This window comes from Streptomyces sp. JJ66 (assembly GCF_019303495.1).
Lineage (GTDB): Bacteria > Actinomycetota > Actinomycetes > Streptomycetales > Streptomycetaceae > Streptomyces.
Genome location: NZ_JAEVFI010000005.1, coordinates 239,053 through 253,099, shown reverse-complemented (window position 1 = coordinate 253,099; position 14,047 = coordinate 239,053). Strand labels below are relative to the sequence as shown.

At 74.6% G+C, this 14,047-nt stretch carries 13 protein-coding genes; 3 read left to right on the top strand and 10 right to left on the bottom strand.

Annotation, left to right across the window (positions count from 1 at the left end; translation table 11 throughout):
- Positions 1-84: 84 nt before the first annotated feature.
- From JJV70_RS05930 to JJV70_RS05915, 4 genes are all read right to left on the bottom strand, one after another.
- Entirely contained in the window at positions 85-681 is a 597-nt protein-coding gene (locus JJV70_RS05930) for a DUF5304 family protein (RefSeq protein WP_219046640.1), read from the bottom strand.
- Positions 682-865: 184 nt separating this feature from the next.
- Positions 866-2,020, bottom strand: a complete 1,155-nt coding sequence (locus JJV70_RS05925) for an ArsA family ATPase (protein ID WP_219046639.1) — start codon at positions 2,018-2,020, stop codon at positions 866-868.
- Between the two features lies 1 nt (position 2,021).
- Positions 2,022-2,486, bottom strand: coding sequence for an SRPBCC family protein (locus tag JJV70_RS05920; RefSeq protein WP_219046638.1), 465 nt, complete (start codon positions 2,484-2,486; stop codon positions 2,022-2,024).
- 105 nt (positions 2,487-2,591) lie between these two features.
- The gene (locus JJV70_RS05915; protein ID WP_219046637.1) at positions 2,592-3,371 is read right to left on the bottom strand and encodes a metallophosphoesterase; all 780 of its coding nucleotides are present in this window, start codon (positions 3,369-3,371) and stop codon (positions 2,592-2,594) included.
- A 332-nt stretch (positions 3,372-3,703) separates the two neighbouring features.
- Here JJV70_RS05915 and JJV70_RS05910 point away from each other — a divergent pair, with 332 nt between their 5' ends.
- Positions 3,704-5,503, top strand: coding sequence for a long-chain fatty acid--CoA ligase (locus tag JJV70_RS05910; protein ID WP_219046636.1), 1,800 nt, complete (start codon positions 3,704-3,706; stop codon positions 5,501-5,503).
- Positions 5,504-5,596: 93 nt separating this feature from the next.
- Here JJV70_RS05910 and JJV70_RS05905 read toward each other — a convergent pair whose 3' ends face one another.
- Complete coding sequence (locus JJV70_RS05905) at positions 5,597-6,610, bottom strand: PHP domain-containing protein (protein ID WP_219046635.1); 1,014 nt, start codon at positions 6,608-6,610, stop codon at positions 5,597-5,599.
- Between the two features lie 58 nt (positions 6,611-6,668).
- Positions 6,669-7,811, bottom strand: coding sequence for a glycosyltransferase family 4 protein (locus JJV70_RS05900; protein WP_219046685.1), 1,143 nt, complete (start codon positions 7,809-7,811; stop codon positions 6,669-6,671).
- 85 nt (positions 7,812-7,896) lie between these two features.
- Between JJV70_RS05900 and JJV70_RS05895 the strand changes: the two genes are divergently transcribed.
- Entirely contained in the window at positions 7,897-9,198 is a 1,302-nt protein-coding gene (locus tag JJV70_RS05895; protein ID WP_219046634.1) for a glycosyltransferase 87 family protein, read from the top strand.
- Here the strand turns inward: JJV70_RS05895 and JJV70_RS05890 are convergent.
- The 4 genes from JJV70_RS05890 to JJV70_RS05875 form a co-directional block, all read right to left on the bottom strand.
- On the bottom strand, positions 9,176-10,216 hold the full coding sequence (locus JJV70_RS05890) for an NlpC/P60 family protein (protein ID WP_308294692.1): 1,041 nt from the start codon (positions 10,214-10,216) through the stop codon (positions 9,176-9,178). The two genes, JJV70_RS05895 and JJV70_RS05890, sit on opposite strands and share 23 nt — an antisense overlap.
- A 243-nt stretch (positions 10,217-10,459) precedes the next feature.
- The gene (locus JJV70_RS05885) at positions 10,460-11,503 is read right to left on the bottom strand and encodes a C40 family peptidase (RefSeq protein WP_219046633.1); all 1,044 of its coding nucleotides are present in this window, start codon (positions 11,501-11,503) and stop codon (positions 10,460-10,462) included.
- Between the two features lie 307 nt (positions 11,504-11,810).
- The gene (locus JJV70_RS05880; RefSeq protein ID WP_219046632.1) at positions 11,811-13,169 is read right to left on the bottom strand and encodes an NYN domain-containing protein; all 1,359 of its coding nucleotides are present in this window, start codon (positions 13,167-13,169) and stop codon (positions 11,811-11,813) included.
- A gap of 34 nt (positions 13,170-13,203) precedes the next feature.
- A complete protein-coding gene (locus JJV70_RS05875) occupies positions 13,204-13,443 on the bottom strand; it encodes a hypothetical protein (protein ID WP_219046631.1) in 240 nt (79 codons plus the stop codon).
- Positions 13,444-13,683: 240 nt separating this feature from the next.
- On the opposite strand from JJV70_RS05875, the gene JJV70_RS05870 reads away from it, so the two are divergent.
- Positions 13,684-13,965, top strand: a complete 282-nt coding sequence (locus JJV70_RS05870; protein ID WP_219046630.1) for an Lrp/AsnC family transcriptional regulator — start codon at positions 13,684-13,686, stop codon at positions 13,963-13,965.
- The last annotated feature ends 82 nt before the right edge of the window (positions 13,966-14,047 follow it).

Here is a 14,047-nt window from a genome sequence, read left to right as displayed (position 1 = left end):
AGAGCCCCGCTGTACTCAACGTTACCGGAGCTGGGGTTTGCCGGCGGGCGGTGCCCGGTGGCTGCTGCCGGTGGCAGCCGGGGGTCAGTCGAGGTCGATGCGCTCGGTGCCGGGCGGGTCGTCGGGGCCGTCGCGGTGGTCGTCCCGGGCGTCGTGGCCGTCACGGGCCTCAGGGGCGTCGCGGCGGTCGCTTCGGGGGGCGGGGGTGTCGCTGTCAGCGGGTGCGCGGTCGGCGTCCCGGGCCTGGGCGGCCTCCGGGATGATGGAGTCCTGCGCGCCACGGGTCCAGCGCTGCTCCTGGCCGGACACCGCCGAACGGTAGGCGGCCAGCAGCTCGTTCCCCGCCGCCGACAGGTGCTCGAAAACCTGCGGGTTGCGCCGGACGACGGGCTCCACGGCCGCCCGCGCGCCCTCCACGACCTGCCGGGCCCAGTCCTGGCCCTGCGCCGCGCTGCCGCCGGTCAGCCCGGCCAGCTTCCCGGCGACCGTCTCCGCCAGCCGCCGCAGCTCCTCGGCCGCGCTGCCGGGCTCCTGCGCGTACCGCGCGCGGCGGCGGGCCCGCTCGGCCGCCAGATCCTCCGCGCAGGCGTCCGCCCAGGCGTCGGCGTCCCCGCCGGTACCGGTGGGGGTGGGGCCTGCGTCGTCCTGGCCGTGCGGCTCGCGTCCTCGGGCATCGCTCATCACGGGCTCCCGGCTCCTGCTGCGTCGCGTGGTTCTCGGAACTACCTGGGTTGCTCGGGCTATTCGGTTGACTCCCGGGCTGCTGGGGGTGCCGGGCGTCCTCGGCTTGCTCGTCGGCCCGGGCACCTCGGGCACCTCGGGCTCCCGGGTTATCCGGGGAATCCCGGGGTTTCGACCCTACCCGTCAGCGGCCCCGGGGCCACAGTGCGGGGTCGGGGCGGAACCGGACGGTCAGCTCGCCGTCCGCCAGCCGGGCTCCGGCGACGGTGCACCGGGTGAGCGCGCCCTCCAGCGGCAGGGCGCGCCGGTACGGGCCGGTGGTGACGATGATCTCGTCGCCGCGCCGCAGCAGTTCCGTGCGGGCCTTGGTGGCACCGGGCAGCGGCAGCCGCCACACCAGCAGGCCGTCTACCGCCCGGTGGTCCTCGACGTACGGGCCGGGTGCGGGACCCGGCGTCGTGGGAGCGGGCACGTCCAGTGCGCGCAGCCCGTCGGCGGTGCGCGGAGCTTCGGGCCGCCACGGCAGCTCGCGCACCGGCACGGTGTCGGCGCCGCCCCGCAGCGTCTGGACGACCTCGCGCTGGGCCGTGCCCAGGCCGCGCAGGTAGGGGTCTGGGGACTCGGCGGGCAGCAGGCGGTTCACGGTGACGCCGTCGAGCGGCACCCCGTGCAGGGCCAGCCCGGCCCGCGTCTCCCGGACGGCGTCGGGTGCGCCGGGTTCCGGGGTGACGACGAGGTGTGCGGAGGTGCCGGGCGCGCGCAGGACCCGCACGATACCGGCGAGCACCGCCTGCCCGCGCCCGGCGGCGTCGTACAGCCACTCGGCGGGCATCGGGACCCCGGCGAGCTGGGCCAGCAGCGGGCGCAGGGCGCGGGCGGCCTGCCGCTCGGGCGGCAGCAGGCGGCGCAGGCAGCGGGCGAGCTGGCCGGGCAGGGCGAGCAGGTGCACGGCGTCGGGCACCGGCGGCAGGTCGGCGACCAGCACGTCCCAGGCGCCGTCCGGTTCGGCGTGCGCGGTGTGCAGGGCGTGCAGGACGGCGAAGGAGGCGGCGCCGGGGAGTTCGGTCAGCTCGTCCTCCTCCAGCGGCTGGGCGCCCAGCAGGTCCAGGGCGGCCCGGCCGCGCTGCTGGAGGGTGAGCAGGGCGGCGCGGGAGCAGGGGCCGGGGGCGGCGGTCACCAGGCGCGGGCCGTCGGCGTCTGCCGTGGCGGCGGCGGCGAGCGGGTCGGCGCTGAGGAGCAGGGTGCGGTGGCCCGCGCGGGCGGCGGCCAGCGCGGTGGCGGCGGCCACGGTGGTGCGCCCCGCACCGCCCGCGCCGGTGACCAGGACGGTGCGGCGCACGTCAGCTCTCGCTGGGGCCGGGGGTGGCGCCGCCGGACTCCACTCGCTGCTTCAGCCCGGCGAGCGCGCGGTCGGTGATGACCTTCTCCGCCTTGCGCTTGATCATGCCGAGCATGGGGATCTTGACGTCCACGGTGAGCTGGTACGTCACCTCGGTGCGGCCGGGGCCGAGCGGGGTGAGCAGGTAGGACCCGTCGAGCGCGCGCATCATCTGCGACTTCACCAGCGTCCAGCTGACCTCGTGCCCGGAGTGCCAGGTGTAGGCGAGGGTGTGTTCGTCGCGGATGGCGCCGGCGTCCAGGACCAGGCGTACCTTCTCCGCGCGGCCCTGCTCGTCGGTGGCCAGCACCTCGGCCACCTTGACCTCGCCGGTCCACTGCGGGTAGCGGGGGAAGTCGGCGATCACGTCCATCACGTCGGCCGGGGCCGCCTCGATGGTGATGCTCGACCTGGTGTGTTCCGCCATCGCTGTGGTCCTCCGGGGTGGCCGTTGAGTCCGTGTGCGCCAAGTCGTGCCGCGCCGTCTGCGCAGGCAGGCTATCGCGGGCGGGGTGCGCTCACCTCACCCGCGTCACCACCGCAGGACGAACGGCTTGCCGGTGGCGTTGAAGTGGCCGACGTTGACGCACTCGGTCGCGCCGATCCGCATGCGCCGCACCAGCGGCTGGTGGACGTGGCCGAACAGGGCGTAGCGGGGACGTATCTGGTGGATCGCCTCCAGCAGGGCGGCGCTGCCCCGCTCGAAGCGGCGGGCGACGGTGTCGTAGCACAGTTCCGGCACCTCCGGCGGAATGTGCGAGCACAGCACGTCCACGGTGCCGAGCGCGGCGACCTTCTCCGCGTAGACGTCCGGTTCCAGCTCGTAGGGGGTGTTCATCGGTGTGCGCAGGCCGCCGCCGACGAAACCGACGGTCAGCCCGCCGATCCGCGCGGTCTGCCCGTCCAGCACGGTGGTGCCCGGCCGCGCGTACTCCGGCCACAGTTTGGGGAGGTCCACGTTGCCGTAGGTGGCGTAGGTGGGGGTGGGCATCGCGGCGAACAGTTCCGCGTACTGGCGGCGCACGGCGGGCTCCACGGCGGCGGCCATGTCTACAGCGTCTACGGTGCCTACTGTGTCCCACAGCTCGCGGGCGTAGGTGCGGGCCTCGGCGTAGCGCCGTGCGGTGCGCAGCTCCACGTAGCGGGCGGTGGCCTCCGGGCCGAACAGCTCCGGGAGGATGCCACGGCGGTAGTCGGCGTAGTCCAGGAAGAGGAGGAGGTCGCCCAGGCACAGGGTGACGTCGGCGCCCTCGCCCGCGTGTGCCAGATCCCCGCTGTTCCCGTGCACGTCGCTGACCACGTGAATCCGCATGCGCCTCACCCTACGGCGCCGTCGGCCCGGGGTTCCCGGCGTGGGCCGGGGTTCCGGCCCGGTGCGAGGCCCGCGCGGGGTGCGGTGGTCCAGCGTGCGGGCCTCGCCACCTGAGCCGGGCGGGGAGGCGGAAAGGCGAGCAATACCGGCGCCGGTGTTAGTGTCGCCGCAGGCTGGCCGCGCGGGGTGTGACACAGCGAACATCTGACTGGCGGGTCTGTACCCGTCCCTCTACCGATGGGTAACGTCCGCGCTGTCCATGCCGTCTTATGCCGTCCAGCAACGCGAGGTCACCCCCGGTCTCGCGGCGGTGCCGACGAGGAGCAGCAGTCTTGCGCGAGTTCAGCCTTCCGGCTCTGTACGAGGTCCCCGCGGACGGAAACCTCACCGATCTGATCCGTCGCAACGCGGCCCAGTACCCGGACCTCGCGGTGATCGCCAGAAAGGACCCGCGCGATGCGGCCCGGTGGGAGGACCTGACCGCGACGGCCTTCCTGGCGGAGGTCAACGCCGTCGCCAAGGGGCTGATGGCCGCCGGTGTCGAGCCGGGCGACCGCGTCGCGCTGATGTCGCGCACCCGCTACGAGTGGACGCTGCTGGACTTCGCGATCTGGGCGGCGGGCGGGGTGACCGTCCCGGTGTACGAGACGAGCAGCCCGGAGCAGATCGCCTGGATACTCGGTGACTCCGGTGCCGTCGGCGTCGTCGTGGAGAGCCCCGGGCACGCGCGGACCGTCGGCGGCGTCCGCGACCGGCTGCCGGAGCTGCGCGAGGTGTGGACGATCGACGAGGGTGGCGTCGCCGAGCTGACCGCCGCCGGTGCCGACGTCCCGGACGAGGCGGTGGACCAGCGCAGCCGCACCGCGTGCGCGGACGACCCGGCGACGATCGTCTACACCTCGGGGACCATGGGCCGCCCCAAGGGATGCGTGCTGACGCACCGGTCGTTCCTGGCCGAGTGCGGCAACATCGTGGAGCGGCTGAAGCCGCTGTTCCGGCCGGGTGAGGGCTCGGTGCTGCTGTTTCTTCCGGCAGCGCACGTGTTCGGGCGCATGGTGCAGCTCGCGGCCGTGATGGCGCCGATCCGGCTCGGGCTGGTGCCGGACATCAAGACGCTCACCGACGAACTGGCGTCCTTCAAGCCCACGATCGTGCTCGGCGTGCCCCGGGTGTTCGAGAAGGTCTACAACTCGGCGCGGGCGAAGGCCGAGGGCGACGGCAAGGGCAAGATCTTCGACAAGGCCGCCGCCGCCGCGATCGCCTACAGCGAGGGGCTGAGCACCCCGGGCGGGCCTTCGCTGGGGGTCAGGCTCAAGCACAAGGTGTTCGACCGGCTCGTCTACAGCAAGCTGCGCTCGGTGCTCGGCGGGCGCGCCACGCACGCCATCTCCGGCGGGGCGGCGCTCGGTTCGCGGCTGGGCCACTTCTACCGTGGGATCGGCTTCACCGTGCTGGAGGGCTACGGGCTGACCGAGTCGTGCGCGGCGACGGCGTTCAACCCGTGGGACCGGCAGAAGATCGGCACCGTGGGCCAGCCGCTGCCCGGGTCGGTGGTGCGCATCGCCGAGGACGGCGAGGTCCTGCTGCACGGTGAGCACCTGTTCGCCGGGTACTGGAACAACGATGCGGCCACCACGGAGGCGATGGCGGACGGCTGGTTCCACACCGGCGACCTCGGCACCCTCGACGCCGACGGCTACCTGAGCATCACCGGGCGCAAGAAGGAGATCCTGGTGACGGCGGGCGGCAAGAACGTCGCCCCGGCCGTCATCGAAGACCGCATCCGCGCGCACGCGCTGGTCGCCGAGTGCATGGTGGTCGGCGACGGACGCCCCTACATCAGCGCGCTGATCACGCTGGACGAGGAGTTCCTGCCGCGCTGGGCCGAGGAGCACGGCAAGGGCGGGCTGAACCGCACCGACCTGCTGGCCGACCCGGAGCTGCTGGCCGCGGTACAGGAGGCCGTGGACGACGGCAACGCGGCCGTCTCGCGCGCGGAGTCGGTGCGCAGGTTCCGGCTGCTGCCGACCCAGTTCACCGAGGACTCCGGGCACGTCACGCCGTCGCTGAAACTCAAGCGCAACGTCGTCGCCAAGGACTTCGCGCACGAGATCGAGGCCCTGTACGGCTGACGGCACCCGGCCAGCGCGCGGGGCCGACGGCGCCCGCCCGGCGTCCGCGTCCCAGGGCCTACGGCCCGCCCGCCGGGCGTCCCGCTGCGCGGCTCAGCGTGTCCACGCCAGCAGGGTGTCGGCGTCCCAGGTGGTGACGACGCGTTCGGCGGGCACGTCGCACTCGGCGGCGCGGACGCACCCGTGCGGCTGCCAGTCCAGCTGACCGGGCGCGTGCGCGTCGGTGTCGATCGCGAAGTGGCAGCCCTCGGACACCGCATGGCGCAGCAGCCGCAGCGGCGGGTCCAGCCGCTCGGGGCGGCAGTTGATCTCCACGGCGGTACCGGACTCGGCGCAGGCGGCGAAGACCCGGGCCGCGTCGAACTGCGATTCCGGGCGCCCCCGCCGCCCGCCCAGCAGCCGCCCGGTGCAGTGCCCCAGCACGTCCACGAGCGGGCTGCGCACGGCCCGTTCCATGCGGCGCGTCATCGCGGCGGCGGGCATGCGCAGTTCGGAGTGGACGGAGGCCACCACCACGTCGAGCCGGTCCAGCAGCCCGGCTTCCTGGTCCAGCGAGCCGTCACTGAGGATGTCGCATTCGATGCCGGTCAGCAGCCGGAACGGAGCCAGCTCCTCGTTCAGTGCGGCGACCACGTCCAGCTGTTCGCGCAGCCGCTGCGGAGACAGGCCGCGCGCGACGGTCAGCCGGGGCGAGTGGTCGCTCAGCACGGCCCACTCGTGTCCCAGGTCCCGGGCGGCGCGGGCCATGACGTCGATGGGGCTGCCGCCGTCGGACCAGTCGGAGTGGGTGTGGCAGTCGCCGCGCAGGGCCGCGCACAGCCGCTCGGCGGCCTCCGGCAGCCGCTCGGGCGCCGCCGCCTGCTCCTCCAGCTTCGCCAGGTATCCCGGCACCGTACCGGCCAGCGCCTCGCGGGCGACCGTGGCCGTCGTCTCCCCCAGCCCTTTGAGCCGCGTCAGCGTGCCGTCGCGGGCGCGGCGCTCCACCTCGCCGGGCGGCAGCCCGGCCAGCACGCCCGACGCCCTGCGGAAGGCCCGCACCCGGTAGGTGGGCGCCTGGGCCCGCTCCAGCAGGTACGCGATCCGGTCCAGCGCCGCGACGGGGTCCATCGCCTCCAGCGTGCTGGGCCTGCGCACCGGCCGCAAACGCGGGCGGCGTCCCCGCGCGTTACAGCAGTTCCCGCAGCCGGTCCGCGAGCAGATCCCAGCGCCACCGCTCCTCGACCCAGGCCCGGCCCCCCTGCCCCAGGCGGCGGCGCAGCCCGGGGTCCTTCAGCGCGGCGGTGACGCGTTCGGCGGTCTGCGCCGCGTCGCCACCGCGCACCACCCAGCCCGTCTCGCCGGGCAGCACGGCGTCGGGCGCGCCACCGGAGTCTCCGGCCACCACGGGCAGGCCGGTCGCGGACGCCTCCAGGTAGACGATGCCCAGGCCCTCCACGTCCAGCCCGCCGCGCCGGGTGCGGCACGGCATGGCGAACACGTCCCCGGCGCCGTAGTGGGCGGGCAGCTCCTCCCAGGGCACGGCGCCGGTGAAGCGCACCGCGCCGGCGACGCCGGTGGCCTGCGCGAGCTGGCGCAGGTTTGCCTCGTAGGGGCCGCCGCCGACGATGAGGAGCACCGCGTTTGGCACCTGCGCCAGAATGCGCGGCATGGCCTCGATGAGGGTGTCCTGGCCTTTGCGCCGCACCAGCCGGGAGACGCACACGATCACCGGGCGGTCGGTCAGGCCCAGGCGGGCGCGGACCGCGTCGCCGCCGGAGCCGGGGTGGAAGGTCTTCTCGTCCACGCCCGGCGGCAGCTGGACCATGCGGGCGGCGGCCTGCTCGGTGAGGGCGCGGGCGATGCGGGCGCGAGTGTACTCACCGAGGTAGGTGATCGTGTCGGTGGACTCGCCGATACGCCGCAGCAGTTGCCGTGCGGCGGGCAGCTGGGCCCAGCCCGCCTCGTGCCCGTGCGTGGTGGCCACCAGCCGCCGCGCGCCCGCCGCCCGCAGCGCCGGTGCCATCAGGCCCAGCGGCGCGGCGGCGCCGAACCACACCGAGGTGCAGCCGTGTTCGCGCAGCAGCTCGCTCGCGCGCCGGGTGACGCGCGGGGTGGGCAGCAGCATGGTGGTGCGGTCGCGGACGACGGGGAAGGGCTGCTCCGCGTCGAACCGTGCCGTCGCCTCGCGGCCCTCGGCGCTGCGGTTCCAGGTGGAGGCGTAGACGACGAGGCGGTCTGGGTCCAGGCGCAGCGCCATGCTGTGCAGGAACGCCTGGATACCGCCGGGGCGGGGCGGGAAATCGTTGGTGACGATCAGCGTCTTGGGCATGGGCGGGTGCATCGGCGACGACAGTACCGGGTGGGCGCGGCGCCGCCGGTACCGGCCGGGGCGTCGCACCGCGTACGGTCACGGTATGCGTCTGCCGCTGCTCACCTGGGTGCTCACCCGCGCCGTGCTGCTGCTGACCGTCTTCGGGGTGTGGCGGCTGCGCGGCCCGGACGTCACCTCGGACGTGTCGGTGATCTACCAGGGCTGGGCCCAGGTGCTGCGCGGCGGCAGCTACCCGCTGGACGACGTCTCCTGGCAGTACCCGCCGGGCGCCGCCCTGCCCGTCCTCGCGCCTGATCTGCTGCCCTTCCTCGCCTACCCGGCGGCGTTCTTCGTCCTGGCCTGCGCCACCGACGCGCTCGTCCTCGCCCTGCTGCTGCGGGCCGTACGAGGACGAGCGCGCAGGGGGAGCAGCCTGGCCGGGGCGTGGCTGTGGGTAGCCGGGGTGCCGCTCCTGGGGCCGACCGTATACGCCCGCTACGACCTCATGGTGACCGCGCTGGCTGTCGGCGCGCTGCTGGCCGCCGTCCGCCGCCCCCGGCTGGCCGGGGCACTGGCCGGGCTCGGCGCGCTGGTCAAGGTGTGGCCCGTGCTGCTGCTCGCCGGTGCCCGCTGGGACCGGTGGGGGGCGCGGCTGGCGGGGTCGGCCGTCGTCGCGGCGGCCGGGTGCGCGGCGGTGCTGTCGCTCGCGCGGCCCGGCGGCTGGGACTTCCTGACCGCCCAGCGGGACCGGGGGGTGGAGGTGGAGTCCCTGGGGGCGCTGGTCCTCCACGTGGCGCGGGGGTTCGGCTGGCCGGGCGAGGTGCGGCTGCACTACGGCTCGATGGAGTTCCTGGGGCCGCAGGTGGACATGGTGGCCACCGGGTCGCTGCTGCTGACGGTGGCGGCGTTCGGCTGGCTGGTGTGGTGGCGGCTGCGCGCGCACACCTGGGGCCCGTCCACCCTCGCGGACGCGGCGCTGGCGGCGGTGCTGCTGTTCACCGTCACCAGCCGGGTGCTCAGCCCGCAGTACCTGGTGTGGCTGGTGGGTCTGGCGGCCGTCTGCCTGACGCTGCGCTCGCGGCACCAGCGGTGGCCCGCGCTGCTGGTGGCGGCGGCCGTGCCGGTGACGCTGCTGGAGTTCCCGGTGTTCTTCGACGCCGTCGTCACCAGCCAGCCGCTGGGTGTGGCGCTGCTGGTGGTGCGCAACGGGCTGCTGGTGGCGGCGGCGGTGCTGTCCTGCGCCGGGCTGTGGCGGACGACGGTGAGCGGGGCGGCGGGAGCACGGGACGCGGCCGGTGTCGGCGTCCACCGGGCCGGTGCCGGGGGTGCGCCCGGCGGAGGTGCGGTGGGCGCGCCCGGCGAGGGTGCCGGGGGCGGTGCGCTCAGGGCCGGGTCACGGCACTGACCGGCATCATGTTCACCGGGTCGTAGCGCACCTGGGCACCCGGGTAGGGCGCGTGGATGACCTGGCCGCCGCCCGCGTAGATCGCCACGTGGCTGGCGTCGCCCCGGTAGAGCACCAGATCCCCCGGGCGGGCCTGGGCCAGCGGCACCCGCTGCCCGGCGTGCGCCTGCGCCTGCGAGGTGCGCGGGATGGAGACCCCGGCCCGCCCGTAGGCCCACTGCGTCAGGCCCGAGCAGTCGAACGCGTGCGGCCCCGCCTGGCCCCAGCCGTAGGGGCTGCCCACCGCCGTCTGAGCTGCCGCCAGCGCGGCGCCCGCGCGCCCGGAGGCTCCGGCGGCCACCCCCGTCGCGGTCGCAGCGGGCCGGGCCGCCTGGCGCGACGCGCGCTCCCGCTCCTCGCGCTCCCGGCGCTCCTGGGCCGACATGGTGTTCAGCAGCCGCTGCGCCGCGGCGAGCTTGCCCTGCACCGTCTTGCGGTGCTTGCTCAGCTTCTCGCGCTCGTCCTCCAGCTCCGCCAGCCGGTCGGTAGCGCGGTCCCGGCGGGTGTTCAGCAGGCGCTGGGCGGTGCGCAGGTCGCGCAGCTCCCCGATCTGGCGGCTGCCGATGCGGTTCAGCGTGGCGGCCTTGTCCAGATAGCCGTCCGGGTCGGTGGCCAGCAGGAGGGTCACCGCCGGGTCCACCCCGGCCGAGCGGTACTGCGCCCCGGCCAGGGAACCGAGCGCGCCGCGCAACCGGTTGACCTTCTCCTGGCCCCGTGCCACCTGGTCCTGCGCCTGGTCCACCTGCTCGCGCAGGTCGGCGACGGTCTCAGCGGTCGCGTTGTACTGCTCCGTGGCCTGCTCCGCCTGCGTGTACAGGCGGTCCACGCGCTCGCTCACGGAAGCCGCTGTCGGCTCCCTGGGGTCGGCGCCCGCGGGGAGGGCGGTCATCGCGGCGGCTGAGGCGGCGGCCGCCGTCAAAACGGTGACCCGGGCGCCCCTGCCGAAGCCGGGGGGTGGGGTGTGTCGGTGCGAACCCACGACTGCTCCGCGTTCGGTGTGCGTGTTCCCCCGCAGGGGCTGGCTGCCGCTGAACGGCGCCCGCACAGTAACGGCCCGCTCACCGGCCGTCCAACGCCCGGCGAGCCTCCTGCAGGCCCGGAACCGGCACAATTCCCAGCTCAGCACGCGGCGCCCGGCACCCGGCCGCTCCCCGAGACCACTCGTAAGAAGGGATTAACTGGCACGCGGTTGACGCCGGGGTGACGGGGCAGCGGGGGCAGCTTAGATGCGCACGCCCCACATGAACGGCATGCCCGAGCCGGAGATGGACTCGTAGCGGACCGACACACCGGGGTAGGGCGCGTGCAGCATCTGGCCGTTGCCGGCGTAGAACCCGACGTGGCCCAGGTCGTTGCGCAGGATCACCAGGTCACCCACGCGCAGGTCGCTCATCGAGTTGATGCGCGTACCGGCGCTGGCCTGCGCCTGCGAGGTGCGCGGCACGGATATCCCGGCCTGCTTGTAGGCCCACACCACCAGCCCCGAGCAGTCGAAGGAGTTGGGGCCCTCGGCGCCCCACGCGTAGGGCATGCCGACGCGGGTGGCGGCCGCCTCGTAGGCGGAGGCGGCGCGTCCGGTGGGCGGCGCGGCTTCCGTGCCCCGCTCGGCGCGCTCAGTGGAGGCGCGGCTGGCCCGCTCCTCGCGCTCCCGCCGCTCCTCGCGCTCTTTCTCGGTCAGCGAGTTGAGCAGCTCCCGCGCCTTGGCGAGCTTGCTCTGGACCTTGTCCTTCTGGTCGGCCAGCTCCTCCCGGGTGTCCGCGAGGTCGTCGAGCTTCTCGGCGGCGCTGTCGCGCTGCTGCTCCAGGTTGCGCTGCTTGTCCTGGATGCGCTCGATCGCGGCGACCTGCGTGCCGCTGAGCTGGTCGAGGGCGGAGGCGCGCTCCAGGTAGTCGTCCGGGTCGGAGGACAGCAGCAGTTGCACCGAGGGGTCCAGGCCGCCGTTGCGGTACTGCGCGGTGGCCGCCGAACCCAGGCCGTCGCGCAGGTCGTTGAGCTCGTCCTGACCGCGCGCCACGGAGTCCTGGATGCTGTCAACCTGGTCCTGGAGCTTGTCGGCCTTCTCCTCGGCGCCGTTGTACTTCTCGGTGGCCTTGGCCGCTTCCTCGTGCAGCCGGTCGATCTCGGCCTGCACACCGCGCGCGTCGGGATCGGGCGCCGGGTCGGCGTAAGCGGAGTTGGTGGACAGGGCGACGGCTGCCGCAGCGGTCGCGGTGAGAACACTCGTGCGGGTTCTCCCCGGCTGCTTGGGACGACGGTGGGACGCCACGGGGGCGAGCTCCTTTGCCTCAGCCGCCTGCCGCGCCGCGCACCTGTGCGACCCGGTTCCGCGTCGGGCCGCGGAGTCGGCGGTTCCTTCGCCGCCACCCCGGGTGGGTGATCGACCGTGCGAAGGTTCGGGCCTGAGATTAGCCAGGTGGGGAAGCCCGCTTCAAATCTTCGCGGTCAAAATCTCTTACCCCACGACCATCCTTTACCAACACCACACCTGAAGCAACGGCCACTTGACGCTGCGTAGGCCCCACGTCGGGACGCAACGGACGAGCGGGCGAAACCGGGCGCCTGGGACGCGGGGCTCAGGTACGGGCAAGTCGCCGCAGCAGCAGCGCCGACGCCACCGGGCGAGCGCCTGCCTCGGCGACGCCGTCGGCCACCTCGCGGTCGGTGGAGACCACCACCACCGGACGCCCGTCCGGCTCGGCGCGCACCAGGCGGCGGATCAACTCGTCGGCGGTCTGCCCGGGTTTGCTGAACAGCACCCGCACCCCGCGCGGCGGCGCGAGCAGCACCGGGGACGCCAGGTCGGCACCGTCGAACACGCACGTCACCTCGGCGCCGGACTGGGCCGCCAGCACCGCCAGCCCGCCCAGCAGGCGCAGGCGCTGCTTCTCCAGCGGCATCGTCGGGTAGCCGGTCTTGGTGACGTTGTAGCCGTCCACCAGCAAGTGCACCTGCGGCAGCGCGAGCAGTTGGTCCAGCAGCGCCGGGTCCTCCTCGGACAGCGCGCGGTGGGCGATGTCCTTCGGGCTCATCCGGCCCGGCTCCACCGCCTCCACGGTGTCGGCCGGGTGGTGCGCGGTGGGCGGCAGCGCCAGCTCGCGGCGCAGCCCCTGCGCGGCGTCCAGCACGGTGTCCAGCAGCAGCCGCACCCGCATGTCCGCGACGCTGCGGCCCTCGCGCGCCGCCCGCTTGTCCGCCTCCAGCGCGGACTCCGCCTCGGCCGCCCGCGCCCGCAGCCGCCGCACCTCGCCGTCGGACGCCGCCTTCTGCGCCGCCGCCTGGGCCCGCGCCTCCTCCAGCTCGGCGCGCATCTTGCGCAGCGCCGCCTCCCCGCGCTTGACGTCGCTGAGCGCGCTGCGCAGCCGCCGGCTGAGACCGTCCATCTCGCGCCGGGTGGCCTCCAGCTCGGCGCGGTGCTTCTCGCTGCCGTCGCGCCCGGCCTCCCGGGCCTCGGCCAGCTCGGCACGCAGCCGGGCCAGTTCCCGCTCGGCCTCCGCACCGGCCTTCTCCGCCTGCGCCCGCTGCGCCTCCTCCCCGGCTGCGGCCACCAGCTTGACCCAGCCCTCGGGCCGCGTCACGTAGGCGAGGGCGGCGACATCTACCGGGTCGGCGGCGGCGGGCGGGGTACCGGTGTCCAGCGCCTCGGTCAGCTCGGAGAACGCCTCCCGCAGCCGCGCGGCGATGCGCTGCCGGAAGGCGACGTCGCTCTCCAGCGCGGCGGCCATGGCGTTGCCGCCGAACTTCACCCGGCGCGCGGGGGTGAAGCGGGCGTACTGGCGCAGGGGCGGGGGAAGTTCGGCGACGGTCAGCGCACCGATCGCGTCACCGGTGAGAGTGATGACCTTGTGCCGCACCCGTTCCGGCAGCGGACGGTCCAGCGCCTCGGCGGCGCGCGCCGGCTCCGCGTGCGGCTCACCGCCTGGCGTCTGCTCCACGACTCGACTCCCGCTCGCCTGCCCGCGTCCGCCCTCAGCCCCGCGCGTCGGGGCGGGCGACCAGCTCGATCTGGTCCAGCGCGTTGCACCAGCGGCAGCGCACCGACTCGATCGCCTCGGTCAGCACCTCGCTCTCCTCCACCTTCGGCTCCCCGGCCAGGTCCAGGTGCACGTACTCCACCACCTTGCTGCTGCGGGTGACGTCGAAGCGCGTCAGGTTCCCGCACAGCGTGCAGCGCCAGCGCGTGTCGGCCGTGGGCTGAGGAACCGGCATGGTTCGTCCTCTTCTGTCGGGTGCCACCGGGTCGGGGCAGGGTGCCCCCCGGGGCGTGTCTACCCGCAACCCTACGACCTGGACCGGGACCGGCGTGTGGCGCGGGGCACGCCGTGGCCGAGCCGTCACCTGCGCCCCGCCCCTCCCCCTCGGCTCCCCGCCGTGGGCCGCCGGGCCGAGGGCGGTGGCTGGGGCTAAAGTGAGCGGGCCCGTCAGGCGACCGGAAGGAGTGACGAGGCCGTGATCACCTCGATCGTGCTCATCAAGACCAGCACCGACTCGATTCCGGAGGTGGCCGAGCGGATCGCGGCGCTGGAGGGCGTCAGTGAGGTCTACTCGGTCACCGGCGCGCACAACCTGATCGCCATGGTCCGCGTGCCCCGCCATGACGACCTGGCCGACGTCATCCCCGGGCACATCAGCAAGGTGCCGGGCGTGCTGTCCACCGAGACGCACATCGCCTTCCGCACCTACTCCCAGCACGACCTGGAGGCCGCGTTCGCCATCGGCCTGGAGGGCTGAGCCGGGCGGACCGCAGGGCGTCCCCCAGCAGGCGGACCGTGTGCTGGGGGACGCGGCGGGTCCAGCCAGGCGGGCGGGTCGC

What these genes read in the sequence shown, in the direction of transcription:
- JJV70_RS05915 (WP_219046637.1), bottom strand. Translation starts at nt 3,371, where the DNA reads ATGCGGATTCACGTGGTCAGCGACGTGCACGGGAACAGCGGGGATCTG.
- JJV70_RS05875 (WP_219046631.1), bottom strand. Translation starts at nt 13,443, where the DNA reads ATGCCGGTTCCTCAGCCCACGGCCGACACGCGCTGGCGCTGCACGCTG.
- JJV70_RS05895 (WP_219046634.1), top strand. Translation starts at nt 7,897, where the DNA reads ATGCGTCTGCCGCTGCTCACCTGGGTGCTCACCCGCGCCGTGCTGCTG.
- JJV70_RS05930 (WP_219046640.1), bottom strand. Translation starts at nt 681, where the DNA reads ATGAGCGATGCCCGAGGACGCGAGCCGCACGGCCAGGACGACGCAGGC.
- JJV70_RS05905 (WP_219046635.1), bottom strand. Translation starts at nt 6,610, where the DNA reads ATGGACCCCGTCGCGGCGCTGGACCGGATCGCGTACCTGCTGGAGCGG.
- JJV70_RS05920 (WP_219046638.1), bottom strand. Translation starts at nt 2,486, where the DNA reads ATGGCGGAACACACCAGGTCGAGCATCACCATCGAGGCGGCCCCGGCC.
- JJV70_RS05900 (WP_219046685.1), bottom strand. Translation starts at nt 7,811, where the DNA reads ATGCCCAAGACGCTGATCGTCACCAACGATTTCCCGCCCCGCCCCGGC.